Origin of the sequence: Bartonella sp. B10834G3 (assembly GCF_016102505.1) — a bacterium.
GTDB lineage: Bacteria > Pseudomonadota > Alphaproteobacteria > Rhizobiales > Rhizobiaceae > Bartonella > Bartonella choladocola.
In genome coordinates, this window is record NZ_JACFOM010000002.1 from 18,653 (window position 1) to 43,083 (window position 24,431).

The 24,431-nt window shown below is 46.3% G+C and carries 26 protein-coding genes; 17 read left to right on the forward strand and 9 right to left on the reverse strand.

Annotation, left to right across the window (positions count from 1 at the left end):
- Positions 1 to 5 precede the first annotated feature (5 nt).
- The 7 genes from lepB to panB all read left to right on the forward strand — a co-directional run bounded on the left by lepB (position 6) and on the right by panB (position 6,023).
- Complete coding sequence (lepB, locus tag H3S94_RS05455; protein WP_077991656.1) at positions 6 to 797, forward strand: signal peptidase I; 792 nt, start codon at positions 6 to 8, stop codon at positions 795 to 797.
- Between the two features lie 8 nt (positions 798 to 805).
- Positions 806 to 1,513: a ribonuclease III gene (rnc, locus tag H3S94_RS05460; protein WP_077991657.1), complete on the forward strand. Its 708-nt coding sequence runs from the start codon at positions 806 to 808 to the stop codon at positions 1,511 to 1,513.
- Positions 1,506 to 2,411, forward strand: a complete 906-nt coding sequence (gene era / locus H3S94_RS05465) for a GTPase Era (RefSeq protein ID WP_077991658.1) — start codon at positions 1,506 to 1,508, stop codon at positions 2,409 to 2,411. Before rnc ends, era begins: the two co-directional genes overlap by 8 nt.
- Before the next feature lie 2 nt (positions 2,412 to 2,413).
- The gene (gene recO / locus H3S94_RS05470) at positions 2,414 to 3,148 is read left to right on the forward strand and encodes a DNA repair protein RecO (RefSeq protein WP_077991662.1); all 735 of its coding nucleotides are present in this window, start codon (positions 2,414 to 2,416) and stop codon (positions 3,146 to 3,148) included.
- A gap of 647 nt (positions 3,149 to 3,795) precedes the next feature.
- Positions 3,796 to 4,284: a heme-binding protein gene (locus H3S94_RS05475; protein ID WP_077991666.1), complete on the forward strand. Its 489-nt coding sequence runs from the start codon at positions 3,796 to 3,798 to the stop codon at positions 4,282 to 4,284.
- Between the two features lie 60 nt (positions 4,285 to 4,344).
- Complete coding sequence (gene panC, locus H3S94_RS05480; RefSeq protein WP_077991668.1) at positions 4,345 to 5,205, forward strand: pantoate--beta-alanine ligase; 861 nt, start codon at positions 4,345 to 4,347, stop codon at positions 5,203 to 5,205.
- Positions 5,202 to 6,023, forward strand: a complete 822-nt coding sequence (gene panB / locus H3S94_RS05485) for a 3-methyl-2-oxobutanoate hydroxymethyltransferase (protein WP_077991671.1) — start codon at positions 5,202 to 5,204, stop codon at positions 6,021 to 6,023. The genes panC and panB overlap by 4 nt, the downstream gene beginning before the upstream one ends.
- 57 nt (positions 6,024 to 6,080) lie before the next feature.
- On the opposite strand, the gene H3S94_RS05490 is transcribed toward panB, so the two are convergent.
- From H3S94_RS05490 to H3S94_RS05500, 3 genes are read right to left on the reverse strand one after another with little or no spacing between them, the layout of a single operon-like run.
- Positions 6,081 to 6,608, reverse strand: coding sequence for a hypothetical protein (locus tag H3S94_RS05490; RefSeq protein ID WP_335617820.1), 528 nt, complete (start codon positions 6,606 to 6,608; stop codon positions 6,081 to 6,083).
- Positions 6,605 to 7,225 carry a YfbR-like 5'-deoxynucleotidase gene (locus H3S94_RS05495; RefSeq protein ID WP_077991674.1) on the reverse strand — a complete coding sequence of 207 codons (621 nt, stop codon included), beginning with the start codon at positions 7,223 to 7,225 and terminating at the stop codon, positions 6,605 to 6,607. The genes H3S94_RS05490 and H3S94_RS05495 overlap by 4 nt, the downstream gene beginning before the upstream one ends.
- The gene (locus tag H3S94_RS05500; protein WP_198240510.1) at positions 7,226 to 8,101 is read right to left on the reverse strand and encodes a folate-binding protein YgfZ; all 876 of its coding nucleotides are present in this window, start codon (positions 8,099 to 8,101) and stop codon (positions 7,226 to 7,228) included.
- A gap of 65 nt (positions 8,102 to 8,166) precedes the next feature.
- Between H3S94_RS05500 and H3S94_RS05505 the strand changes: the two genes are divergently transcribed.
- Together H3S94_RS05505 and H3S94_RS05510 are read left to right on the forward strand one after the other, a co-directional pair.
- Positions 8,167 to 9,504, forward strand: coding sequence for a dihydroorotase (locus H3S94_RS05505; protein WP_198240511.1), 1,338 nt, complete (start codon positions 8,167 to 8,169; stop codon positions 9,502 to 9,504).
- Between the two features lie 6 nt (positions 9,505 to 9,510).
- Positions 9,511 to 10,227 (forward strand): HAD family hydrolase, encoded by a 717-nt coding sequence (locus tag H3S94_RS05510; RefSeq protein ID WP_198240512.1) that lies wholly within the window; start codon positions 9,511 to 9,513, stop codon positions 10,225 to 10,227.
- Between the two features lie 134 nt (positions 10,228 to 10,361).
- Here H3S94_RS05510 and H3S94_RS05515 read toward each other — a convergent pair whose 3' ends face one another.
- From H3S94_RS05515 to H3S94_RS05525, 3 genes are all read right to left on the reverse strand, one after another.
- Entirely contained in the window at positions 10,362 to 11,030 is a 669-nt protein-coding gene (locus tag H3S94_RS05515; protein ID WP_246786434.1) for a hypothetical protein, read from the reverse strand.
- Positions 11,031 to 11,044: 14 nt separating this feature from the next.
- Positions 11,045 to 11,302 (reverse strand): hypothetical protein, encoded by a 258-nt coding sequence (locus tag H3S94_RS05520; protein ID WP_077991680.1) that lies wholly within the window; start codon positions 11,300 to 11,302, stop codon positions 11,045 to 11,047.
- 83 nt (positions 11,303 to 11,385) lie between these two features.
- On the reverse strand, positions 11,386 to 11,757 hold the full coding sequence (locus tag H3S94_RS05525; RefSeq protein ID WP_198240513.1) for a TIGR02301 family protein: 372 nt from the start codon (positions 11,755 to 11,757) through the stop codon (positions 11,386 to 11,388).
- Positions 11,758 to 12,110: 353 nt separating this feature from the next.
- Here H3S94_RS05525 and H3S94_RS05530 point away from each other — a divergent pair, with 353 nt between their 5' ends.
- The 4 genes from H3S94_RS05530 to rarD all read left to right on the forward strand — a co-directional run bounded on the left by H3S94_RS05530 (position 12,111) and on the right by rarD (position 16,244).
- A complete protein-coding gene (locus H3S94_RS05530; protein WP_198240514.1) occupies positions 12,111 to 12,932 on the forward strand; it encodes an SOS response-associated peptidase in 822 nt (273 codons plus the stop codon).
- A 101-nt stretch (positions 12,933 to 13,033) separates the two neighbouring features.
- Positions 13,034 to 14,539, forward strand: coding sequence for a cysteine--tRNA ligase (gene cysS / locus H3S94_RS05535; RefSeq protein WP_198240515.1), 1,506 nt, complete (start codon positions 13,034 to 13,036; stop codon positions 14,537 to 14,539).
- A 45-nt stretch (positions 14,540 to 14,584) separates the two neighbouring features.
- On the forward strand, positions 14,585 to 15,253 hold the full coding sequence (locus tag H3S94_RS05540) for a DUF421 domain-containing protein (RefSeq protein WP_198240516.1): 669 nt from the start codon (positions 14,585 to 14,587) through the stop codon (positions 15,251 to 15,253).
- 40 nt (positions 15,254 to 15,293) lie between these two features.
- Positions 15,294 to 16,244: an EamA family transporter RarD gene (gene rarD / locus H3S94_RS05545; RefSeq protein WP_369805707.1), complete on the forward strand. Its 951-nt coding sequence runs from the start codon at positions 15,294 to 15,296 to the stop codon at positions 16,242 to 16,244.
- A gap of 108 nt (positions 16,245 to 16,352) precedes the next feature.
- On the opposite strand, the gene H3S94_RS05550 is transcribed toward rarD, so the two are convergent.
- Positions 16,353 to 16,928 carry a TIGR00730 family Rossman fold protein gene (locus tag H3S94_RS05550; RefSeq protein ID WP_198240517.1) on the reverse strand — a complete coding sequence of 192 codons (576 nt, stop codon included), beginning with the start codon at positions 16,926 to 16,928 and terminating at the stop codon, positions 16,353 to 16,355.
- Between the two features lie 152 nt (positions 16,929 to 17,080).
- Between H3S94_RS05550 and H3S94_RS05555 the strand changes: the two genes are divergently transcribed.
- The 4 genes from H3S94_RS05555 to pssA all read left to right on the forward strand — a co-directional run bounded on the left by H3S94_RS05555 (position 17,081) and on the right by pssA (position 21,651).
- A complete protein-coding gene (locus H3S94_RS05555; protein ID WP_198240518.1) occupies positions 17,081 to 18,088 on the forward strand; it encodes an Ig-like domain-containing protein in 1,008 nt (335 codons plus the stop codon).
- Complete coding sequence (locus tag H3S94_RS05560; protein ID WP_198230931.1) at positions 18,085 to 19,965, forward strand: ABC transporter ATP-binding protein/permease; 1,881 nt, start codon at positions 18,085 to 18,087, stop codon at positions 19,963 to 19,965. Before H3S94_RS05555 ends, H3S94_RS05560 begins: the two co-directional genes overlap by 4 nt.
- 120 nt (positions 19,966 to 20,085) lie before the next feature.
- Positions 20,086 to 20,784 (forward strand): phosphatidylserine decarboxylase, encoded by a 699-nt coding sequence (locus H3S94_RS05565; RefSeq protein ID WP_077991696.1) that lies wholly within the window; start codon positions 20,086 to 20,088, stop codon positions 20,782 to 20,784.
- A 6-nt stretch (positions 20,785 to 20,790) separates the two neighbouring features.
- Positions 20,791 to 21,651 (forward strand): CDP-diacylglycerol--serine O-phosphatidyltransferase, encoded by an 861-nt coding sequence (gene pssA / locus H3S94_RS05570; RefSeq protein ID WP_198240519.1) that lies wholly within the window; start codon positions 20,791 to 20,793, stop codon positions 21,649 to 21,651.
- Between the two features lie 466 nt (positions 21,652 to 22,117).
- On the opposite strand, the gene H3S94_RS05575 is transcribed toward pssA, so the two are convergent.
- On the reverse strand, positions 22,118 to 22,870 hold the full coding sequence (locus H3S94_RS05575) for an SDR family NAD(P)-dependent oxidoreductase (RefSeq protein ID WP_198240520.1): 753 nt from the start codon (positions 22,868 to 22,870) through the stop codon (positions 22,118 to 22,120).
- Positions 22,871 to 22,872: 2 nt separating this feature from the next.
- Positions 22,873 to 24,360: an amidophosphoribosyltransferase gene (gene purF, locus H3S94_RS05580; protein ID WP_369805227.1), complete on the reverse strand. Its 1,488-nt coding sequence runs from the start codon at positions 24,358 to 24,360 to the stop codon at positions 22,873 to 22,875.
- Between the last annotated feature and the right edge of the window lie 71 nt (positions 24,361 to 24,431).

The window sequence follows — 24,431 nt, forward strand, 5'->3', positions numbered from 1 at the left end:
TGGAAATGAACGAAATGGAAAACACCACTCTTTCTCCCAAAGACAAAAAAAGCGGGGGAGCTGGCGAATTTATCTCTATTGTCATACAGGCGCTCATTATTGCTGTTCTGTTTCAAACCGTTCTTTTCCAGCCCTTCACAATACCTTCGGGGTCGATGCGCCCGACATTGCTTGTCGGCGATTATCTTTTTGTTTCCAAATATGCCTATGGTTATTCACGTTATTCTATACCGTTCTCGCCCGATCTGTTTTCGGGACGTATTTTCGGCAGTGAACCGAAAAGGGGCGATATTATTGTGTTCCGCCCGCCGAACCGAATAAACGATTATTATATCAAGAGACTTGTAGGCCTCCCCGGTGACAGGATACAGGTTCGCAACGGTACGCTTTATATTAACGATGAAGCAGTACCGCGTAAACTCGTCGGACAAATTACCAATGCCGATGTGACCGAAGTTTCAAGACCTGTCGATGTTTACCGCGAAACCATGCCGAATGGCGTGACCTATAATACACTCGATATGGAGTTTTATCCCGAACTCGACGATACCAAAGTGTTCGAGGTGCCAGAAGGCTATTATTTTATGATGGGGGATAATCGTGACCGCTCGGACGACAGCCGCATGAATGTCGGCTATGTCCCATACGAGAATTTGGTCGGCCGCGCCAATCTTATTTTCTTTTCGATAGGAAACGGTGCAAGTGCATGGAAAATCTGGCGCTGGCCAGTAGATATAAGGTGGAGCAGATTGTTTTCGTCGGTGAACACAATCAAATATTTTCCGCCTGATAAATAGGTATGAAGATGGATCACCAAAAAGTCGAAAAACTGGAAAAATCGACAGGCCACAAATTTTTGAACGAAGAACGTTTAAGACGTGCTCTGACACATTCGAGCGTTCAGGATCAAACACATGGCAATTATGAAAGGCTGGAATTTTTAGGCGATAGGGTGCTGGGACTGCTTGTCTCCGAAATGCTTTTCAGGTTCTACCCGCGTGCCAGTGAAGGTGAACTGTCTGTTCGCTTGAACGGGCTTGTCAATGCGGTGACTTGTGCCGAAATTGCGCAAGAAATCGGTTTGCCCGATATTGTCTATGTGGGCGCCGAAATGAAAAATCTTGATGAACGAAGATTGGCAAATATGCACGCCGATGTTGTCGAGGCGTTGATTGCGGCGATGTATCTTGACGGGGGGCTTGATGCGGTGCGCCCCTTTATTCGTCGATATTGGGAAGAGCGTGCCCGTCAATCGGGTGCTGCCCGCAGAGATGCAAAAACCGAATTGCAGGAATGGGCGCATACGCAAAATGGAGCGCAACCGCAATATAGGGTGCTTAAACGGCATGGGCCGGATCATGACCCGATTTTCGATATAGAGGTTCGGGTTTCCGGATTTGCTCCGGAAACGGGGCGTGGACGGTCGAAGCGGGAAGCCGAACGGAATGCAGCAGAAAAACTTCTGGTACGCGAAGGTGTCTGGAAAGAAACCGAAAGTCAAAAAGATGAATGATAATCAAAAGACCCGTTCCGGTTTTGTTGCTTTGATCGGCGCTTCCAACGTCGGTAAATCAACACTTGTCAACCGTCTGGTGGGAACAAAAGTATCGATCGTCACGCATAAAGTTCAAACGACGCGTGCGCTTGTTAAAGGTATTATCATTCACGACAATGCACAAATTGTGCTTATTGACACACCGGGAATTTTTCTCCCTAAACGACGTCTTGACCGGGCGATGGTCACAACCGCCTGGAGCGGTGCAAAAGACGCCGATATTGTACTTGTTCTGGTTGACGCGACCAAAGGTCTGGACGAAGAAACAGAAGAGGTGTTTACGTCACTTTCCAGAATAAAACAGGAAAAAATACTGGTTATCAATAAAGTTGATGCTGTGCCTCGTCCATCGCTCCTTGAACTTGCACAAAAGTTGAATGAAGGCCAACAGTTTTCCGAAACCTTCATGATTTCCGCGTTGAAGGGCACCGGTTGTGACGATTTGCTTGATTGTCTGGCAAAAAAGCTGCCGGAAGGCCCATGGTATTATCCGGAAGATCAGATATCCGATATGCCGATGCGGCAACTCGCAGCAGAAATTACGCGTGAAAAGCTTTATATGCGTTTACATAACGAGTTGCCTTATGCTTCCACGGTAGAAACCGAGAGCTGGGAAGAAAGACCTGATGGATCGGTCAAGATCAACCAGATCATCTATGTCGAGCGCGAGGGGCAGAAAAAGATTGTTTTGGGTACCAAAGGTGAAGCGATCAAAGCAATAGGGCAGGCAGCCCGAAAGGAACTGATGGAAATTCTCGAGCAAAAAGTGCATCTGTTCCTCTTTGTCAAAGTGCGTGACCATTGGAGTGATGATCCGGAACGCTATCGCGAAATGGGATTGGATTATTCAAACTAGCGATGCAATGGAAAGAACAGGCTTTTATTCTTGGCACGAGGCAGCATGGTGAAACGAGCGCCATTGTTGAAGTGTTAACCCGTTCTCACGGTCGGCATCTGGGGCTGGTCAAGGGCGGGAGATCGCGCAAGATGAGTGCTGTTCTCCAGCCGGGAAACAAAGTTATTGCCGATTGGTGGGCAAGGCTTGATGAACATCTCGGTATTTTTAAACTCGAACCGGTTGATTTCAATGCATCTCGTATGATGCTGGAGCCACACGCTTTATACGCTTTGCAATTGGCTGCCGCCCATATCAGGCTTCTGCCGGAACGCGATCCTTATCCGGCACTCTACGATATATTTGAACTGTTGATCGAAAATAGCGATAGCGAACTTATCGTCGGTGAATTGATGGTGAGATTCGAGATGCGGTTGCTGGAGGCCATGGGTTTCGGGCTTGATCTATCAAAATGCGGAGCAACCGGAACACGCGAAAATTTGAAATATGTCTCGCCAAAAACTGCGCGGGCCATTTGTGCAGAAGCAGGAGCGCCATGGAAAGACAAACTGTTACCTCTTCCCGAATTTCTGTTAAAAAAATCGGGACGACCGGAAGGGGTTGAAGACATAAAAAACGGCTTTCTGTTAACCGGTTATTTTTTAATGCGTAATGTCTGGAACGCGCGCGGCATTGAACCGCCGAAGGTTCGCGATCGTTTTATTGAAATGCTTTCGCGTGTTTTTGAAGGCGATTGATTGAGGTTCTGTTCATTGCGGGCAGATCATATTTGGCGAAATTAACAATGAAATTTGTAAGGATAATAATCTTGCCACGATTATTGCCGATAACCAAAGCAGATATATTTTAACAGAAAACTGTTCTTTTTGACTGAACCGGAAAGCAGAAGGTTTTTGAAAAGAGCAGAACAGTTCGGGGTTATAACGTGTAAAAAGCTATTTTTCGTTCCTGGAAAAGGGCATAGTTATCGGCCATAAAACAGTCGGTAAGACCGATCACTGTTCATTTCCGTTTTACATTTACGCTTTGTCGCGGATTGCATTGGAAAAACACTATATTTAGTATTTCTTTTACGAATCTCTGTTTTTTTAATGACAAGTTTGCAAAACTGGCAAACTGAACCGTCCGGCTGTATTATTGTTGTTTCATCTGAATATACGGTCTTGAAGATTGCATATGGCTTTGAAAATGTCCGGCTCTTTTAAAACAAAAAATTGTGTTCGTGGCACTTTTGTCGACATCTTCATCCGGCCAAATATCGCTACCAAGCAAACTCGGAAATCTCGGAATTTTGATTATAGAAGTTGCGCAATATCGGCCTATTGTCGGATGGAACCGCCTCGCGACTATATAAATTGAAAACATCACTGTAATGGAAAAACCAATGAAAAAACCGTTCAAGAAAATAATTTGTTTGGCATTTGTCGCGTCTGTCCTGTCGTCTACAGCAATGGCTGAATATATGACATCGGTCTTATCGCTTGATGACGCACGTGGATTGATTGCCAAGGGACATACGTCAGCGGATACATTAAAAGTCAATGTTTGTATGGCTGTTGTCGATCCGAGTGGTAGCCTTATTGCATTTGACCGGATGGATCGCGCACCATATGGTTGTGTTGATGCAGCCATTGCCAAAGCCAAATCGGCGGCTTTGTTCAGAGTGAAAACATCGGTCAATATGCAACGCGTCAACGGAGACGAACCCGCTATTGCCAGCACTCCGCATATGGTTCCTCTTGGTGGTGGTGTGCCGGTAACAAATAACGACATCGTTGTCGGCGCAGTCGGTGTGAGCGGCGCAACCAATGCAATGGAAGTAAAAATTGCCGAAGCAATGGTTGCCGGCTACGGTGTCATACCGGCAAAATAATTCCATTCGACATAGTTGTCGATTTTTGGTGGTCTCATCGCTTTAGCGGAATGCATGGACATGAAAATCTTCAATAGAATTGACGACCTTCGCCAGCAATTGGCAGAAGATAGAAAAGATGGCCGGACGATAGGTCTCGTCCCGACCATGGGGGCACTTCATAACGGTCATTTGTCACTTGTGTCGAAATCTCGGTCAATGTGTCAAAAAACCGTTGTTTCGATTTTTGTTAATCCCAAACAGTTCGGACAGGATGAAGATTTCAGCGCTTATCCTCGCGATCTGGCGGGGGATTGCACCTTGCTTGAAAAAGCCGGTGTCGATTATGTGTTTGCGCCTTCAGTAGAAGAAATGTGGCCGGAAGGAAACGCGACGTGTGTCGAAGTCGAAGGATTATCCGACATCCTGATTGGCAAATTGCGTCCCGGACACTTTCGGGGCGTTACCACAGTTGTCGCCAAGCTTTTCAATATTGCACAACCCGATTTGGCGTTTTTCGGCGAGAAAGATTATCAGCAGCTAGTTATCATCCGCCAAATGGTAAAAGATTTGTGCTTTCCGGTAAAAATAGAAAGTGTGCCTATTCTGCGCGATGAAGACGGCGTTGCAAGCTCTTCGCGCAATGCATTACTGACGCCGGAAGATCGCAAAGCCGCAATCGTTATTCCTCGAAGCTTGAAAGTCGCAGCCCGGCTTTTTCGCGAAGGGGAGCAAAAAATAGCCACTCTTCGTCAAAGAATTTCAGAGGTTTTGAATAGTGAACCACGAGCGAAACCGGAAGCAATAGATTTTCGTGATGCGGCGACACTGGAAGAAGTCGAAGACAGGATTGTTAAACCGGTCGTACTCTTGTTGACGGTGCGTTTTGGTTCTGTCAGGTTGATAGACCAATATCTATTCAAAGAGGGTGACAGAGAGTGAGCGCACAGAATGGCATCAAACGTGTAACAGTACCGGAAATCAGGGCAAGAAAAGGCGGCGAGCCGATTGTTTCGCTGACAGCCTATTCGGCCTATAGCGCGCGGATTGCCGATTCTTATTGCGACTTTCTGCTTGTCGGCGATAGTGTCGGCATGGTGGTTCATGGCTATGATTCAACTTTGCCCGTTACTGTCGATATGATGATTCTGCACGGGCAGGCTGTGGTTCGCGGCTCAAAACATGCGCTGGTTGTCGTTGATATGCCGTTCGGCTCCTATGAAAAGAGTCCCGAACAGGCTTTTTCAAATGCTTCCCGCATGATGTCCGAGACCGGTTGCGGCGCAGTCAAACTGGAGGGTGGCGCCGAAATGGCGAAAACTGTGCGCTTTCTGGCTCGTCGGGGAATACCGGTGATGGGGCATATCGGCCTGATGCCACAATACGTCAACAGCTTCGGTGGATTTAAAACGCAGGGCCGCCGTCAAAGTGACTGGCCTCGCATCGAGAGTGATGCCGCTGCAATTGCTGAAGCAGGAGCTTTTGCTTTGGTTCTCGAAGGTATTGTTGAACCCTTGGCGGCAAAAATAACACATGATTTATTTATTCCGACAATCGGCATCGGAGCTTCCAACCAATGTGATGGTCAAATTCTGGTTATGGAAGACATGCTCGGATTTGGTGACTCTGTTGCAAAATTTGTCCGCCGTTATTCCAATCTTGAACAGCAATATGGCGAGGCGATCAAACATTATGCCGATGATGTGAAAGCCCGCACCTTCCCTGGCCCGAACGAGACCTATGCAAAGCTCGACGAATAATATATTTTTTTCGTAAACGAAAATTCCCGCTTTAAAAACAGGCTGGACTATTTTACCTCATCCGGCCTGATTTTCGATAGGCAGAATAAAAGGTGTTCCTTCAAAAGCTTCTGCCCCGCGTCCAATATCCGCAATAGCGGCACTCATGCGCCCGCCGCGGCCGAGTATTTTATCAGCAAGTGCGACCATGAGTTTGTTAGGCGTGGCAGTAGCCGAATTTTGGCGTAGAAGTTTGGCAATGTCGGCTTCGCTTTTTTGCGGCTGGAGTGCACAGGCCATCAGAAATGCAGCCGCCGTTGAGCGTGATATTCCCAAAAAGCAATTTATCAGCAGCGGATGGGAACGGTTCCAGTTACCGGCAATATCAAGAAGCTTGTAAATTTCGGTTTCAGTGGGTGCAACAAGGCCGTCTTGCGGTTCATTAATATCATTGAATTCAAGGTAATAATGGCAATTTTCCGCAATCATGGCGGGGCGTTCCATTGCGGTGCCTTTATTCATCAAGGTAACAAGTTCGCGGGGAGAGTGCCGAAGGGCGGTTTCAGCCAATTTTGAAAGCGGTGATACGACAAGATAGGCCATCATTGCTTCCTTTCTTGTTCGATAGCGTTGAAACGGGCGAGAAACGCGCCCTCTATTTGCGGAGTTGGTCGTGGTACCAGATCAAGCCCTTCGGGTTTGATCGCATCAGGTTCGCCAAAATAACGGATTGCTTCTTCCTTGCTGAAGCCGGCAAGCCTTGTTGCTTCAAAAAATGCAGCAATACGATCGGCATGTTTTAATTGTTTTATGGTTTTTTTTGTGAGTTCGGTGGGAAGGCCGAAACGGATACGGATTGCGTCTTCAAGCCTTTTTTCTATGATTTCGTAACTCCCGCCCATAACCGCTTTGAAGGGCGAAATCATATCGCCAATGACATATTCAGGCGCATCATGGAGAAGCGCGAGTTGCTTTTCTTCGGCCGTTGCCGAGTGATTAAGGCGCCGGTAAATCTGTTCGACCAATAACGAATGTTGTGCAACAGAATAGGCATATTCGCCTTTTGTCTGTCCATTCCAGCGCGCAACACGTGCAAGACCGTGAGCAATATCGCTAATCTCGACATCAAGAGGAGATGGATTGATGAGATCCAGTCTGCGCCCTGACAACATGCGTTGCCAGGCACGGGCTTCTCCATTACGGGTTATTTCGGCGTCAGCCATTCATTCACCTTCCGACACTTCATCGGGGAAACTGTAATTCATATTGGGTGCTATTGTCAGAGTTACGGGCACATTTTCCACGAAAAAAGGAATGTGTTTATCAATGCCGGCCTTCACCTTGTCAATCCGCACAATTGCCGAGGCATGGTTACCAATGACTGTGCCAAGATTGCCAATCATTTTGCCGTCACATTCAATAGAACCCGCATTCGGAAGATTGTCTTTTCCTTCGACCACCAACATCCGGCGACGGATAGTGCCTCTATGGTGCATTCGCGACACCACTTCCTGTCCTATATAACATCCTTTTTTATAAGAAATGGCGCCGGTCTCGTCAAAATTGATGTCATGCGGGAAAACATCGCCGACATTAAAATCTTTTCCGCTTTCGGCAATTCCATATTTTATTCGCAGAAGATCCCATTGATCGGATGCTGTTTGCGAAAAGGGGAGGGCGGGCAGTTTTTTCCCATAGGTGCGGATAATTTTTTCTTGTGGCGGAAAGCGTTTATCGACAAAACTTGAATCACTTTCCGAAGTAGCTGAATCTTTTTGCCAAAAAATCCGGATAACCGATTCAGGAGATTCATTAATTTCCACTTTGGAACGCATTCGATAAAGGTTCAACCGTTTCATAAAATTGTCGGCAAGGCTCGCAGAAATATCAATGAGATAAGCAGTGTCGGACCGGCCAATCAGAAAATCGAAAAGCACTTTACCTTGTGGTGACAGTAAGGCACCGGGCAATAGTTCGCCAACGCCGATTTTTTCGACATCGGTGGTTATCAGACGTTCTAAAAAATGCGTCCTATCATCGCCTGTAATCGTCAATAGACGGTGGTTTTCGAGGGTAAGAGAGCAGTGACTTTCAAGCATTTTCCTTGCCTTTCTTCTCGCATTTACGTAATCGGTATAGTTATGGGCTGCAAGGAGCAAAAGTAATGTCGAGAACATTTGATAGGATTTTTAAAGGCGGAACAGTTGTCAATCATGACGGGATCGGCCAAAGGGACATTGGCATTGTTAATGGGCGCATCGCCGAAATTGGCGATTTGTCGGCTTGTTCGGCTGGTGAAACGGTTGATTGCACGGGACTTCATATTTTGCCCGGAATGATTGATAGCCAAGTGCATTTTCGTGAACCCGGTGGCGAATATAAAGAAGATCTTGAAACCGGTTCACGGTCAGCCGTATTGGGCGGTGTGACAGCAGTCTTTGAAATGCCCAATACCAATCCTTTGACAACCAGTGAAGCAGCTCTCGCCGACAAAGTGAAACGCGGCTACCACCGCATGCATTGCGACTTTGCTTTCTGGGTCGGTGGAACGCATGAAAATGCCCGCGATGTCGGTGAACTCGAACGTTTACCCGGTGCTGCCGGTATAAAGGTTTTCATGGGGTCATCAACGGGTAATCTGCTTGTTGCCGACGATGCGGGAGTGAAAGAAATACTCAAACATACCCGCCGTCGCGCAGCATTCCATTCCGAAGACGAAGCACGGCTTAATGAACGCAAACATTTGCGTGTCGAAGGTGACCCTTCATCCCATCCGGTCTGGCGCGACGTGGAAGCAGCCCTTCATTGCACAAAGCGTCTGGTCAAAATTGCACATGAAACCGGAGCACGCATTCATGTTCTCCATGTCTCGACGGCCGAGGAAATCGAATTTCTCAAAAATCATAAAGATGTTGCCACTCTGGAAGCAACACAGCACCACTTGACTTTGACAGCAGATGATTATGCGCGTTTGGGGACACTTATCCAGATGAACCCGCCAATCCGTGAAAGCCGCCATCGTGCCGGCATATGGTATGGTGTCAGACAAGGCATCATTGATGTTCTCGGTTCCGACCATGCGCCACACACATTGGAAGAGAAGCACAAAACCTATCCGGCATCACCTTCGGGCATGACAGGCGTTCAGACCACAGCAGCCATTATGCTCGATCACGTCAATGCCGGCAGACTTTCGCTTGAACGTTTTGTTGACCTCACCTCGCATGGCCCCAATCGTATTTTCGGTATCAGTCGCAAAGGGCGCATTGCAGCCGGTTATGATGCAGATCTGACAATTGTCGATTTGAAACGTGAAGAAGTTATTCGCAATGGACAGATCGGCTCGAAAGCCGGTTGGACACCCTATGACGGCAAGAAGGTCAAGGGGTGGCCGGTGGGAACCATTATTCGCGGAAAAACTGTCATGTGGCAGGGCGAAATTGTTACGCCATCGACTGGCGAACCGATCGAGTTTCTGGAATGTTTGCACCATACAAACTAAACGGTAATGACGATCACCACTATCGGCCTTGATGGCGATGATACACTTTGGCACAATGAAAAATCGTTTCGGGAGGCTGAACAGCACTTTGTTCAGCTTCTTGAAAATTGTGCCGATAAAGAAACAATTGAAAACGTCCTTTTTTCTACAATTTCGCGTAATATCGGTCTCTACGGCTACGGTTTTAAACCGTTCACACTTTCAATGATCGAGGCTGCAAGCCTCATTTACAAACGAACCATCCCCTCGAACCTGATAAAAGAAATTCTCTCGCTTGGGCGCGGGATGATGGAACAGCCGGTGAAGCTCATTGATAATGTTGTCGAAACTCTTGAAACGCTCCATAAAAAATACCGTTTGCTGCTCGTAAGCAAGGGAGATCTTGTCGAACAAGCCCGCAAGTTGGCAAAATCGGGATTGGCCGATTATTTTGACAGAATTGAAATTGTCAGCCACAAAGACAAAGCTGTTTACGAGGAATTGTTGAAACGCAACGGACTCAACGCCAAAAACTTCGTAATGATAGGAAATTCATTGAAATCGGATATTTTACCGGCGCTCGCGGCCGGAACCTTCGCCGTCTATATCCCTTATGAAATTACCTGGATTCATGAAATGGCAGATGAGCCCTATAATCATGAGGGATATTTCAAAGTTGAAAAAATCGCTCTTCTTCCTCCACTCTTGCAAGCCATGACTGCACAAAATAACGGCGTCGCGTAACGTTGAAAGTTTACCTTCACCTGTGTGGCACAGGCAATCATCATGTTGATACAGGAAATTATCGCGCGAAAGTCTTAGGCGAAATCTTTAGGCAAAATTGTTGGGCGAAATTGGCGGGCGGTCAACAAAATCGCCTAATCACCGGTGACAAAAAAACGCCACGTACCGTCCGGTGTTATGCCGATCCGGAAAAATGAGTAAGTTCCGATTTCCTTCATCTCTTCAAGATCACCGGCAGTCATAATCTGGAATAGTTCAACGAGCTGTGGCTTTGACAGCTTGTCAATCGGCAAGGCTACAAAATAGGGCCAGACATAAATTTCCTCGTCATCTTCTTCGTCAAGATGAACATAACCGGAGTTCAAGAGATCAATCATGATAGCCATGGTTTCAAGGCCATCACCATCGCCGGAAAGCTGTTTTATATAAGCAATCGGATCTTTCACATTGTCGGAAACCGAAAGCTGGGTGGGATCACTACTTGTACCCAGTAACGGTTTAAGGTTGTTGACATCACCGCTTTTTGCCGCATCAATAATTTTCTGCCGCATCAGTTTGACAGGGGCGGGCAATTTCTCGATGTCATATTCAACCTTGGGCGGTGTATCTGTGCTTTTTACCGCTTTGCTTTTTTTGGCTTCCGGCAAAGGAATGGGATTGGCAGAATCATCGACTTTCGGAATATCTGTTTTTACTTTCACACTCTCGTCGGTCAAATCGGTCGAGGCGAGTTCAAGCGAATTTGCAACCGGCGAGTAAAATAAAACACCACCCAGGAACGCGCAAAAAACAAATTTCTTCAATGATGTAAGACCTTTTATTGAATCGTTTTATGATCGCTTAATTCACCCCTTATGACTTTGTCATGCATACGGGACAATAATTTCAGTACCTGTTTTTCACTACGCGCCTGAAGCAGATATTTGAGCGCGGTATCAAATGCAGCTTCTGCGAGAATTTCCGGTTCAATTCCGTTGGAAATACCGCCCACCCACGCTTCTGATTGAAACTCGTGGGCTACATGTTTTTGCTCTTCGGCAATAATGGCCGGAAGGTCAGTATTCGATTGGCTCATCGGTGAACTCGTTATATCTGTGCTGTTCAGGAGCTTACATTACCATAAAATCTTTGTCTGTCAGTCTTAATAGTCAAAAAGGGTTAATTGCCATAACGGTTCAAAAGCTCGTGCGAAAGGGCTGTTCCTTCCTTGATATAGCGACGATCAGCAGCAACAGCAGCTTTTGTGCATGTGTGATAATTGTCGGAAAAAGCACGATAGGCATTGTTGAAAGCCGCATAAAGGCGTGCACGGCGTGTCGGCGTCGGATCTTCGGCTTTGATAAGCTCTTCCATCTTGTCGCGCCACAGAGGCGTCTTTTCACCACACAAATTACGCAAATAATGGAGCGAGCCAAGGATTTCGGCAAGCCGCAACATTTTGGCATCATATTGGGGAACCGGTTCGGCATGAGCCGGAATGACCGACAAAAGAAAAGTAAAAATAACAAGGTGTTTCAAATACTTGTTCATTTTTCCGGACTCTTTTTGTTAGCAGGATTGAAGTTAAACCCGATTGCGATGGCCTTTATAGGGCTTTTTGCGGTTTTCGGGCAATGTCAAAACGTCACTTTATAGCGGAATTGGAAAATGCTTTGAAAAATGGCCTTTTATCCGGTTTCGTTTTATTGTCTCCGGCTTTTTTGCCCGATATTATAAATCGGATATGAAAAATCTATCGGATAGGCCTTGGTCTTTTGATTCGGCGGCATATTTTGTTGTTACCTCGACTGTCGCCTGACGCGAACCGTTATTTTTCACATGATGAAAGCTCCCCTTTCTTGTGTGAAGACTATTTTGGAACTGGTGAATAAAGAAGGATTGCCATGTGTGGTCGCTACGAGCTTGCAGCCTCGAAAAACGAGGTGGCCAATGCTTTTGATGCCTGGATAGAAGAAGATTTTCCCAAGCGCTACAATATTGCGCCAACCCAACCAATTCTGGTTGTCAAAGCGCCGGAAGCCTATCGTGATCGTTTCTCGAACAAGCCTGAACATGATGCTGTTCTGGTGCGTTGGGGTTTTATTCCTTCCTGGACAAAAAATCCCGATCAATGGCCGCTGACATTCAATATACGCTCTGAAACAGTTGCGGTGAAAAAGTCTTTTACCAACGCATTGCGACATCATCGTGTGATTATTCCGGCAACCGGCTTTTATGAATGGAAAAAACAGCCCCATGGCAAGTCACAACCTTATCATGTGGCTTTCAATGATAACGCCATTATCGGTTTTGCAGGGCTTATGGAAACGTGGAGTGGTCGTGAAGGTTCGCAAATTGATACCGCGGCTATTTTGACAACCGAAGCAAAAGCACCTTTAGCGGAAATTCACCATCGTATGCCGGTTATCGTCCGCAAGAAGGATATAGAAAGATGGCTTGATTGCCGGAATTATCGTCCCGCCGACATTATGGATATTCTAAAAAACACGCCTGCCGAAGAACTTCATGTCTTTCCTGTATCCGATAAAATCAATAATGCAAATTATCCCTATAGCGACGTAAAAGACAGGATAAGCGTTGTCGACGAGAACAACGACACCGGTGACCGGCTCAATCATAAGGCTGAAAAACAGCAAAATGAAAAACCGGACGATCGAAAACGGGGGAAAACTTTAAAGAATAAAGACCAGCTTGATCTTTTCTAAATGCTTCACTGAGATATTTAACATTATAAGGGTAAATGCCTTGACCATTTTTTTGTGGCTTGCCAAGGATCTGGTATTACCTGACAGATGAAAGATTATAGATGACCAGTTTGCATTTCTACAACACGCTCACAAGAACGAAAGAGGAATTCCATCCGATCGACGCTGACAAGGTGCGCCTTTATGTCTGCGGGCCTACAGTTTATGACTATGCCCATATCGGCAATGCACGTCCGGTTGTGGTTTTTGACGTGTTATTTCGTTTGCTGCGCCATGTCTACGGAAAAGAACATGTCATCTATGCCCGTAACATTACCGATGTCGACGATAAGATCAATGCACGTGCCGCCCGTGATTATCCCGAACTTCCGTTAAACGAAGCCATCCGTATTCTAACAGAAAAAACCAATAACCAGTTTCAGGAGGATGTGGCGGCTCTTGGCTGTCTTCCTCCGACAACCCAGCCACGTGCAACCGATAATCTTGATAACATGCGTGCGATGATCGAACGTCTGATTGAACGTGGTCATGCCTATGTTGCGGAAGATCATGTGTTGTTTTCTGTATCCAGCATGGGAGATCATCCCCGTTATGGTGCTCTTGCACGCCGGTCGCTTGATGAAATGATAGCGGGAGCCCGTGTCGATGTTGCCGCCTATAAGCGTGACGAAATGGATTTTGTTTTGTGGAAACCGTCGAAAGAGGGGGAACCGGGTTGGCCTTCTCCTGCGGGTATCAAAACCAGAGGGCGTCCGGGGTGGCACATAGAATGTTCGGCTATGTCGATGGCAAAATTATTGGTTCCTTTTGGCGGCGGCCTCACATGTGATAATCCGCAAAACAATGTTTTCGATATTCACGGCGGCGGCATAGATCTGGTTTTTCCCCACCATGAAAACGAAATTGCACAAAGTTGCTCGGCCTTTGGAACAGAGCGCATGGCAAATCTGTGGATGCATAACGGCTTTCTACAGGTTGAAGGGCAAAAAATGTCCAAAAGTCTGGGCAATTTCATCACGATTCATGATGTGTTGGAAACCGCACTTAATGAAGTATCGCCACAAGTTGACGAAAAACTGCGCCACCAGTGGGTGGGTCTCAGTGCGCGCCTTTCCATGTTGCAAACCCATTATCGCGAACCTTTAAACTGGACAGCACAGCGCCTTGCCGAATCAAGCAGCGAACTTTATCGCTGGTATGAATTATTGCGCCAGCAAAACGTTCGTTCCGGAGATGGTGCACCGGCAAGCGACGAGCTTGTCGAAGCTTTGGGCGAAGATCTCAATTGCTGGAGCGCCATTACCTTTTTGCGTCAATATTATAAATCGCAAAATGTTGCAGCTCTCAAATCCGGTATGGAGCTTTTGGGCTTGTTGAATGAAACATGGCTTAATGACAAAGATTGCCCGCTCTTTAACAGACAAAGCGAAATAGATAGCCAATTTGTCGAGAGCCAAATTGCCAAACGCTTGTCGTTTATAAAAGACAAAAATTGGGCAGAAGCCGACCGCATCAGAGACGAGCTTCTCAAGAAAGATATAGTGCTGAGGGACGAAAAAAATCCGCAGACAGGCGAACGCGTGACACATTGGGAAATGAAACATTAATCCCGCCAGAATTCGCCACTGGCAATGATAAAGAAGGTCTAACGTATGGATTACCTTTTTGGTTATGGCTATGTGGCGCTCAAGCTTTTCATAGGTCTTGCTGTATTTCTTCTGGTGCTGCGTACAAGCGGTAGGGGAAGTCTCAGTCAGATGACGCCGACGGATTTGATTAGCAATTTCGTGATGGGCGGTATTATCGGCGGTGTTATCTATAATCCGAAAATCACTGTTATCCAGTTATTAATTGTTTTGATTATCTGGCAATTATTGGTTATAGGATTGAATTATTTGCGTCGCCATTCGGTGTTTTTCCATAATCTTGTGGCTGGTGGTGATGTTGCACTCGTGCTTGACGGCAAATTCCAGATGGATGAAATCAAACGGCTCAACATTGATGTGAACGATTTTGCAACAATGCTTAGAATAAAAGGCTGTGCACTTCATGAAGTAGCCTTTGCCCGCCTTGAGTCCAATGGCAGTCTTTCGGTTATCCGCAAGGAAGAGGGAAAAAACGCGACACTTGTTGTAAAAAATGGAAGTATCGTTGATGGCAGCCTTGATGAAATCGGTAAAGATGAAGCCTGGCTTGAAGAGCAGTTGAAGAAGAAGAAAGTATCTCTTGATAATATTTACGCAGCCGAGTGGTATGAGGAAAAAAGCCGGAATGGCAGAACACGCACGGGACTTTTTATTGTAAAAGGTACGACCAGATAATTTTATTGAACAATTAATAAAAAGCGGGATTATTTGACAAATGTTTATGAAAAAGCCTGTTTTAAAAGATAGCAAGGTCTTTCCGGCCAATATTTCAGGCTTTTTGGCGGCACTCGGCGCATATGCTATTTGGGGCATTTTTCCGCTTTATATGAAAGCTGTCGCCCATATTCCGGTCATGGAAGTCGTTGTTTATCGGGTGTTGTGGTCGCTACCTATTGCGCTTGGCATTATTATTGTGATCGGGCATACGCGTGCCCTTTGGGAAGCATTGAAGAAGCCGCGAATGATGGCTATGGCTTTTCTGACGTCTGCGCTTATGACTGCCAATTGGAGCATTTACATTTGGGCAATCGGCAATAATCATGCCGTTGATGCTGCGCTGGGCTATTACATAAACCCTTTGGTAAATGTCATACTGGCGCTTATTTTCTTGAGGGAACACCTCAGTCGTTGGCAGTGGGTTGCTATTGCGCTTGCCTTTATTGCGGTTTCCATTTTGACAATAAACGCCGGTGGTCTGCCATGGATTGCGATTTTGTTACCGCTCACTTTCGGCTTTTATGCTTTTTTCAGAAAATCTCTACCTATCGGACCGACAGAAGGTTTTGCACTTGAAACATTGATTATGACGCTCCCCGCATTGATCGGTTGCTTTTATTTTATTGCAACGGGCGAGGATTATTTTTTCCACGGTTCATGGAAAGATGTGGGGCTACTCGTATTGGCTGGCCCCTTTACGGCAATTCCGTTTATCCTGTTTGCAGTCGGAGCCAAGACGCTGAATTTAACCACACTGGGGTTGATGCAATACATGACCCCGACATTTCTTTTTTTGATAGCCATTTTTGTTTTTCACGAACCGTTCTCGTCAGTGCAATTGGTTGCCTTTTCAATAATCTGGCTGGGACTGGCGATTTATACTGTATCCAGTCTGTCAGCGATCAAACATAAAAAGACAAAAGAAACGATTATCGAACTTAAAAAATAATCGGAAAAACAAGAGATCACCCCCAAAACATATCGAAGCGACAGATTTCAGGAAGTTAAAGGTGGAATTCTCGTCATTGCGGGAAGAATATCGAAAGCTTTCAATGACTTACAATACGCTAAGACCCTGATTTTTTGAAAGAGCAGTGATAATTTTTTCGATATTGTCAATAACAAGAGGCTTCAATCTATGGTCGGAATGGATGAAGCCTTGTCTTGCCATATGGTCGAGAAGAGCAATCATCGGGTTATAAAAGCCATCTATATTGGCAAAAGCGATCGGCTTCATATGTCGGCCAAGCTGCGCCCACGTCATGATCTCGACAATTTCTTCCAGTGTTCCAATGCCACCGGGTAGAGCAAGAAAAGCATCCGAGCGATCGAACATCAATTGTTTGCGCTGATGCATTGTTTCAGTGACAATGAACTCGTCAAAGAGGTCATCATTTTTATTGCGGGCTTCTTTTTTGATAAGAAAATCGGGAATGATTCCGACCACTTTTCCACCATTGCTTTTTACTGATTGTGCAATTGTGCCCATAATGCCGGTTGTGCCACCGCCATATACCAGTGTAATGCCGGCTTGAGCCATAAGTTTGCCAAGTTTGCTTGCGGCGTCGACATAATCGGGATTGTTGCCCGATGAAGAACCACAATAAACGCAGATAGAATTGATTTTTGTCATAAACAGTGTTTTGCCGTTTTAAAAAAATTCCGTCAAGTGGTTACGCACACCACAGGAAAAAGATCGTCCGGACGAGTTTGGTATTCCGTTTGGGTTACAAATGGAATAGGACAGAAAAAGATTGGTCAAGTGCTCGAAAAACAGGATTGTTGATGGCATTCTTTTTGTCGATAAAAAAAATTGCCGTAACTTTGACGCTCTCATTGATGGGGGCGTTTATGTTGTTTGTCGGCATTGCATCCGCGCAAGAAGAAAAAAACAATGTTCAATCAGACCAGCTTGAAAGTCCGAGTTTCGAGAGTTTCATGTTGAATGACGATAATTACGCAGTCATCCTTGGCAAAGCACCGGCAAATTCGGTGGTCGAACTTATAGACGGCGCACGAAAACTTGGCGAAACAAATGCGGATGAAAAAGGCACCTTCACGCTGACATTGCAAAAAAATCTGGGTAAAGGCCAATATCATTTTGTTTTGAGGGCAACAGACAAATCGGGAAAATCGTTCACATCGGTTGAAACGGTCACGGTTATTGTTTCACATAAAGGTGCAGACGGATTGACGGCTTTTATGAACGACCCTGCCGGTTCTTCGCGATTTATTTCCAATACTCCCGCAATTATCGAACTCGGAAAAAATAACGATAAAAATTTCGATATAACAAGAATCACCTACAAAAATAGTATTTTGACAATTAGCGGGCACGCCGGAAAACAAATGCAGGTTATTGCAACGCTGGGGAATATGCGGCTAGGGAGTGGCAAAACCGACGAAGCCGGAAATTTTTCTATTCCCCGTTTTGTCACACTATTTGCCGGTGACCATGTTTTTCGTGTCGACCTCTTCAATGAGGGAGGTGAAATTGTCGGCTCACTCGTTACACCTTTTCGTATCGGTGAACGTTACCGGCCCGTTAATCAGGTCTACCGTCACGGAAAACCTGTGAGAACCATTATTGTTGAAAAAGGTGACAGTTTATCGTCTATTGCCGAAAAAGCATATGGTTCAAGCCGTTATAGCGACGCGATATATTCGGCAAATTCCGATATTTTGAAAAATCGTGACTATATCACAACCGGTCAGGAATTGGTTTTGCCCGAAATAACCGACGTGCAAAAAACCGATGCTTCAAGTAGCCAAACCGATTTGAAAGAAAAATGACAGAACCTAATAGAGCAAAAACTGTTTCGGCCGATTCAGGAAATACGTTTCGTACGATCCTCAATCTTTGGCCTTATATGTGGCCATCCGATCGGCCGGACTTGAAGCTGCGTGTTTTATGGGCAGTCCTATATCTTGTATTGTCAAAACTGGTTCTGATCTCGGTTCCGTATTTTTTCAAATATGCCACAAATGCTCTGAATGTTGATTATACACCACCTTCCTGGCTTCCGGCTATCTTTGCAGCACCTTTCATGATGGTTCTTGCCTATAATGTGGCACGCATTTTACAGGCCGGACTAAACCAGTTACGCGACGCTTTGTTTGCAACAGTCGGCCAACATGCTGTCAGGAGACTTGCCTATCAGACTTTCGTTCATATGCATGAATTGTCTTTAAGATTTCATCTTGAAAGGCGAACCGGCGGGCTATCACGAGTGATAGAACGTGGCACGAAAGGCATCGAGGCAATTGTCCGCTTTTCCATATTGAATACAGCACCGACCGTACTTGAATTCGCGCTCACTGCGCTGGTGGTCTATATCAGTTATGGCTGGCATTATATGAGCGTCGTTGCTGTAACTGTCGGGCTTTATACGTGGTTTACAATCAAGGCTAGCAATTGGCGCATTTCAATTCGCCGTGAGATGAACGAATCCGATACCGAAGCAAATACAAGGGCAATCGACTCGCTTTTGAATTACGAGACGGTGAAATATTTCGGCAATGAAGACCTTGAGGCAAAACGTTTTGATAGCTCCATGGCCGGTTATGAAAAGGCTGCTATCAAAACGTGGATTTCACTGGGGTGGCTCAATTTCGGTCAGGCCGTCATATTCGGTGCAGGTATGGCGGTGATGATGCTGATGTCGGCATATGAAGTGATGCATGGCACACACACGCTCGGCGATTTTGTTTTCATCAATGCGCTGCTCATGCAACTTTCGATACCGCTTAATTTCATCGGTTCGATTTATCGGGAAGTTCGCCAAGGTTTGACAGATATTGAAGCCATGTTCGATCTTCTGGATGTCAAACAGGAAGTTACCGACGCTCCCGATGCCAAACCGCTTATTGTTAAAGAAGGCGAAATCCGCTTCAACCATGTCGAATTTTCTTACGATACAAACCGGCAAATTCTTAAAGATATAGATTTTTCTGTACCGGCGGGAAAAACTGTTGCCATAGTCGGGCCTTCGGGGGCAGGAAAATCGACGATTTCAAGGTTGTTATTTCGTTTTTACGACGTTCAAAAAGGCTCGATTACGATTGACGGGCAGGATATACGTTCTGTAACACAAAAAAGCTTGCGTCAAGCGATTGGCATGGTGCCACAAGACACAGTGCTTTTTAATGATACGATTGCCTATAATATCCGTTACGGCCGTCCGGATGCTTCCGACGAGGAAGTGAAAAAGGCGGCCGACATGGCGCAAATCGGCGATTTTATCGCGCAATTGCCGGATGGTTACCAGTCAATGGTCGGCGAACGCGGGCTGAAGCTTTCAGGTGGTGAAAAACAGCGTGTTGCGATTGCCCGTACAATTTTGAAAGCTCCACCTATCCTCATTCTTGATGAGGCAACCTCGGCTCTTGATACAGCTACGGAACTCGAAATCCAGCACGCGCTTGATGTTGTAAGTCGTGGGCGTACAACTTTGGTGGTGGCTCACAGACTTTCGACAATTATCGGAGCCGACGAAATTCTGGTGTTAAAAGGCGGGCGGATTATTGAACGCGGCAAACATGAAGAATTGCTCGCCAAAGATGGCCTTTATGCTTCAATGTGGCACAAACAGCTTGAAGCTTCCAAGGCAGAAGAGCAATTGCGCAAAATTCGCGAGGAAGATGAGTTGGGCATTATCTCCCATCATTGACAACTATCTTGCAGATGAAGATGAAACAAACTATCGCTTTTTTCACGTTGATTGGATAAACAGGAACCGGCTTCGTGTCGAACGGGCAGGTGCGGTGTAAGATAAATGGGGAATACACGTATGAGCATTGTAAGATCGGTTCGTAACGGTTTTGCACCCATCCATAAGGAAGGGTACCCGTTTATCGTCGGTTTTTTCATTTTGTCGCTCGTTCTGGGGTGGATATGGGATCCACTTTTCTGGTTCGGGCTGGTTCTAACGATATGGTGTATCTATTTTTTCCGTGATCCGGAGCGTGTTACGCCGATTGATATGAACCTTGTTATGAGTCCTGCTGACGGTCGCATTTCATTTGTCGGTTTGTTTGTTCCGCCTAGGGAACTTGGTCTAGGCAACAATGAAATGATGCGCGTTTCGGTGTTCATGGATATATTTTCATGTCATATCAATCGTATACCGATGGATGGTGTGGTAAAATCCATTGTTTACCGGCCGGGAAAATTCGGCAATGCAGAGCTGGACAAGGCAAGCGACCATAACGAGAGAAACAGTCTCGTCATTGAAACAGCTCATGGTGAAATCGGTGTCGTACAAGTGGCTGGTCTTGTTGCCCGCCGCATAGTATGCTGGTCGAAAGAAAATGAACCTGTGGTCGCAGGCAAACGGTTCGGCCTTATCCGCTTCGGTTCAAGACTTGATGTTTATCTGCCTGCTCATGTAAAATTACGGGTGGCGATCGGCCAGAAGGCTATCGCCGGTGAAACTGTTTTCGCTTCGTTTGATAAGAGCGCGACCATAACAGACTTTAGACTGGATTAGATTTTAATGGAGAGTTCTTCGCCTTTTTCTTCGTTCGATCCGGAGGGACACAAAAATGATGATGCGAAGCCGCGTCGGTCAATTTCGATACGCTTTGTCCTTCCCAATGTCATTACCATTCTGGCAATATGTGCGGGCGTGAGCAGTATCAGGCTCGCTTTTGAACACCGTTTTGAAACGGCTATTTTAATGGTTTTGCTTGCCGCTGTCCTCGATGGTGTCGACGGGCGGTTGGCGCGCCTCATGGGCGGTGGTTCTTCATTCGGTGCACAAATGGATTCCTTGGCCGATGTTGTGAACTTCGGTGTTGCTCCGGCTTTGATTGTCTATTCTTTTCTTCTCAATCAGGCTCATCAGGTTGGCTGGATAGCCGCGCTCGTTTACTGTATTGCCTGTTGTTTGCGGCTTGCCCGTTTCAACGTGATGATTGATAACAAACACATTCCACGCTGGCAGCGGGAATATTTTGTAGGTGTTCCGGCACCGGCGGGGGCGTTGTTGGTATTGCTGCCGATCTATCTCGGATGTCTTGGCCTCGAACCGGGTGCGGGCTGGGCGTTGGTTTTCAGCCTTTATACGGTTGTTATCGCTTTTCTGCTTATCAGCCGTCTGCCGGTCTGGAACGGAAAAACAGTCGGTCAGCAATTGCGTCGCGACGTGGTTATACCCGGTATGCTGGTTGTTGTGATCTATGTCGGTTTTCTTGCCACTTACACGTGGCAGGTGCTTCTTGTTACAGCAATCGGTTACATGGTATTTTTGCCATTCAGCTTGATGGCCTATCAAAAACGCTCGGTTCGTGAAGCGCAAAAAATAAAAGACGGCGTTGCAACAACCGACGAAGAAGAACCGGAAGACAAAGATTAAATCTCCGATTGGAATTCCGGTTTTTGGGTGGGTATTCGCATAGTGAATTCTTGCGGCTTGCTGTTCGGATTGAATTGGCGTTCCTATAGAACAAGCTCGCAAATCCGAAATCTGGAAAAACCGACTTTCAGGCTTGAAAAGCTTTATTGGCGTTTTTAGACATTTTTCGGAACTTGCGCGGAATCTTCCGGCTGTTAAACTTCATATGACCGGATTGTTACCGGCCGGAATTTTGGCGATTGTCACAAAATGTTCCGGCAATGGTGCGCGGTCTCAACTGCCGCAATTGTAAGAATTATAAAAGGCAGGGATTATAAAGATAACTCCCATTTTTTTCGTAAGGTTATTTCTGCCGGCGAAAAATGCATTTCGCAATCTGCGCCATTCACAGACGCAGATAGAGCGGTAAAAGACAACTATTCCGGAAAAACAGTTCGGACTTTTCCTGCCGTTTATCAGGTTTTTCCTAATCAGGAACGTGATAGGTTAGAAAACGATTTTTACGGGCATCGAAAAACTGTCCGGTCTCTTCCAGATCAGGGGAAGCCAGTTGAACAATTTTGGCTGCAATTTCTTCGGCTGAAGGCAATGTGTTCGGGTCTTCGCCTGGCATCGCCTGTGCACGCATAGCGGTACGTGTGGCTCCCGGACTTGCAATATTCACCTTTACGGATGTGTTTTTCAATTCATCGGCCCAACAGCGCCCTAACACCTCGAAGGCAGCCTTGGAAGCGGCATAAGGCCCCCAAAAAGCCCGTGGTTTATGGACGACGCCGGACGAAAATAGAATAGCGCGGGCGCAATCCGACTTTCTCAACAGCGGTTCTACGGCGCGGATCAAGCGCCATTGGCTGATAACATTGATTTCAAATACGTCTTCAAATGTTTTTGCTTCGACATGTGCAACCGGTGAAATAGATCCCAAAACACCGGCATTGGCAACCAGCACATCAAGTTTATGCCAACGTTCGTTAATCTCGTTTCCCAACCGGTCGATCGCTGCCATATCATGAAGATCAAGCGGTACCAATGTTGTAGAAGAACCGGCCTTCCTGATTTGGTCATCAAGTTCTTCCAAGCCACCAACAGTTCGCGCAACGGCAATGATATGGGCACCGCGTTTTGCAAGTTCCAAAGCGAGATGGTAACCGATACCGCGTGAAGCACCGGTTACAAGAGCAACACGACCTTTAAGGTCGAATAATTGATGTTTTTCCATTATCATCCACAATTCAAAACAGAAAGCTTATGAACATTATCGGCATTTTCCTGATCGACAAGGCGGGTCGGGTAATCGCCGGTAAAATAATGGTCGGTAAATTGCGGATCGGCATTGTTTCTGACTTCACCGCCGACCGCCATATAAAGCCCGTCAAGCGACAAAAATTGTAATGAATCGGCGCCGATAAATTCACACATGGATTTAAGATCGGGATATTGGTTGGCAAGGAGTTTTGCAGCTTCCGGCGTATCAATACCGTAAAAATCAGGATAAAAGATCATCGGGCTTGCGACGCGTATGTGCACTTCTTTAGCTCCCGCCTCGCGCAGCATTTGCACAATTTTAATGGATGTTGTGCCGCGTACGATTGAGTCATCAATCAGCACAACGCGTTTTCCTTCAATAACAGGGCGGTTGGCCGAGTGTTTGAGTTTTACACCGAAAGCGCGGATTTGTTGTGTGGGTTCAATAAAAGTCCGGCCTACATAGTGGTTACGAATAATACCAAGCTCGAAAGGAATGCCGCTTTGTTGCGCATAACCGATTGCAGCCGGTGTGCCGCCATCGGGAACCGGAACAACCACATCACCCTCACACGGGGCTTCTTTGGCAAGATAAATGCCCATATTCTTGCGGGCATTATAAACGCTGCGTCCACCAATAATTGAATCCGGACGGGCAAAATAGACATATTCAAACAGGCAAAGTTTTTCCGGTTTACGATCTTTCGGTTTGATTGTGTTAATTGTGATTTCGCCATTTTTTTGCAACTGGCAAATAATCACTTCGCCATTCTCGACGTCACGAATATATTTTGCCCCGATAATATCGAGAGCACAGGTTTCCGAACAGAAAATCGGCTTGCCATCCAGTTCACCCATAACAAGCGGTCGAATGCCAACAGGATCACGGGCGGCAATGAGCTTCGAGCGGGTCAAGGCGATCATGGCAAAACCACCCTCGATCTGGCGTATAGCGTCGACGAAACGTTCGGATGATTTTGCGTGACGCGAGCGGGCGATGAGGTGAAGGACTACTTCCGAATCGGATGTCGACTGGCAGATAGCTCCCGATGCAATGAGTTGACGGCGGATTGTGAGCCCATTGGTAAGGTTGCCATTATGGGCAATGGCAATGCCGCCCACCTCAAGTTCGGCAAAGAGCGGCTGGACGTTGCGCAATGCTGTTTCACCTGTCGTTGAATAGCGTGTATGGCCGATTGCGCGGTCGCCGGGAAGGTTCGCCAATGTTTTCGGGTTGGTGTAATGGTCCCCGACAAGTCCCATATGTTTTTCCTGATGAAATACGGTTCCATCATAAGAAACGATACCCGCTGCTTCCTGACCACGATGTTGCAAGGCGTGGAGGCCCAGAGCTGTTAATGTCGCCGCATCATTATGTCCGAGAATTCCGAAAACGCCGCATTCTTCATGCAAACTATCGTCATCGAAAGAAAAATCGGGTTCACAAAAGACCTCTTTTGCCATTTTCACCATCCCGTAGAGAATTAAATAATATTAGCTATTAAAACATGTAATATAGGCAAAAATGGGCGGCA

Excerpts from the sequence above, each read along its gene's own strand:
- H3S94_RS05540 (WP_198240516.1), top strand. The coding sequence starts at position 14,585 with ATGGATTACCTTTTTGGTTATGGCTATGTGGCGCTCAAGCTTTTCATA.
- H3S94_RS05575 (WP_198240520.1), bottom strand. The coding sequence starts at position 22,870 with ATGGAAAAACATCAATTATTCGACCTTAAAGGTCGTGTTGCTCTTGTA.
- H3S94_RS05500 (WP_198240510.1), bottom strand. The coding sequence starts at position 8,101 with ATGCTTGAAAGTCACTGCTCTCTTACCCTCGAAAACCACCGTCTATTG.
- H3S94_RS05550 (WP_198240517.1), bottom strand. The coding sequence starts at position 16,928 with ATGACAAAAATCAATTCTATCTGCGTTTATTGTGGTTCTTCATCGGGC.
- H3S94_RS05490 (WP_335617820.1), bottom strand. The coding sequence starts at position 6,608 with ATGATGGCCTATCTTGTCGTATCACCGCTTTCAAAATTGGCTGAAACC.
- cysS (WP_198240515.1), top strand. The coding sequence starts at position 13,034 with ATGACCAGTTTGCATTTCTACAACACGCTCACAAGAACGAAAGAGGAA.
- H3S94_RS05560 (WP_198230931.1), top strand. The coding sequence starts at position 18,085 with ATGACAGAACCTAATAGAGCAAAAACTGTTTCGGCCGATTCAGGAAAT.
- H3S94_RS05510 (WP_198240512.1), top strand. The coding sequence starts at position 9,511 with ATGACGATCACCACTATCGGCCTTGATGGCGATGATACACTTTGGCAC.
- panC (WP_077991668.1), top strand. The coding sequence starts at position 4,345 with ATGAAAATCTTCAATAGAATTGACGACCTTCGCCAGCAATTGGCAGAA.
- rnc (WP_077991657.1), top strand. The coding sequence starts at position 806 with ATGGATCACCAAAAAGTCGAAAAACTGGAAAAATCGACAGGCCACAAA.
- rarD (WP_369805707.1), top strand. The coding sequence starts at position 15,294 with ATGTTTATGAAAAAGCCTGTTTTAAAAGATAGCAAGGTCTTTCCGGCC.
- H3S94_RS05475 (WP_077991666.1), top strand. The coding sequence starts at position 3,796 with ATGAAAAAACCGTTCAAGAAAATAATTTGTTTGGCATTTGTCGCGTCT.
- pssA (WP_198240519.1), top strand. The coding sequence starts at position 20,791 with ATGGAGAGTTCTTCGCCTTTTTCTTCGTTCGATCCGGAGGGACACAAA.
- H3S94_RS05505 (WP_198240511.1), top strand. The coding sequence starts at position 8,167 with ATGTCGAGAACATTTGATAGGATTTTTAAAGGCGGAACAGTTGTCAAT.
- H3S94_RS05530 (WP_198240514.1), top strand. The coding sequence starts at position 12,111 with ATGTGTGGTCGCTACGAGCTTGCAGCCTCGAAAAACGAGGTGGCCAAT.
- purF (WP_369805227.1), bottom strand. The coding sequence starts at position 24,360 with ATGGCAAAAGAGGTCTTTTGTGAACCCGATTTTTCTTTCGATGACGAT.
- H3S94_RS05525 (WP_198240513.1), bottom strand. The coding sequence starts at position 11,757 with ATGAACAAGTATTTGAAACACCTTGTTATTTTTACTTTTCTTTTGTCG.
- H3S94_RS05555 (WP_198240518.1), top strand. The coding sequence starts at position 17,081 with ATGGCATTCTTTTTGTCGATAAAAAAAATTGCCGTAACTTTGACGCTC.
- H3S94_RS05565 (WP_077991696.1), top strand. The coding sequence starts at position 20,086 with ATGAGCATTGTAAGATCGGTTCGTAACGGTTTTGCACCCATCCATAAG.
- lepB (WP_077991656.1), top strand. The coding sequence starts at position 6 with ATGAACGAAATGGAAAACACCACTCTTTCTCCCAAAGACAAAAAAAGC.
- H3S94_RS05495 (WP_077991674.1), bottom strand. The coding sequence starts at position 7,225 with ATGGCTGACGCCGAAATAACCCGTAATGGAGAAGCCCGTGCCTGGCAA.
- recO (WP_077991662.1), top strand. The coding sequence starts at position 2,414 with ATGCAATGGAAAGAACAGGCTTTTATTCTTGGCACGAGGCAGCATGGT.
- era (WP_077991658.1), top strand. The coding sequence starts at position 1,506 with ATGAATGATAATCAAAAGACCCGTTCCGGTTTTGTTGCTTTGATCGGC.
- H3S94_RS05520 (WP_077991680.1), bottom strand. The coding sequence starts at position 11,302 with ATGAGCCAATCGAATACTGACCTTCCGGCCATTATTGCCGAAGAGCAA.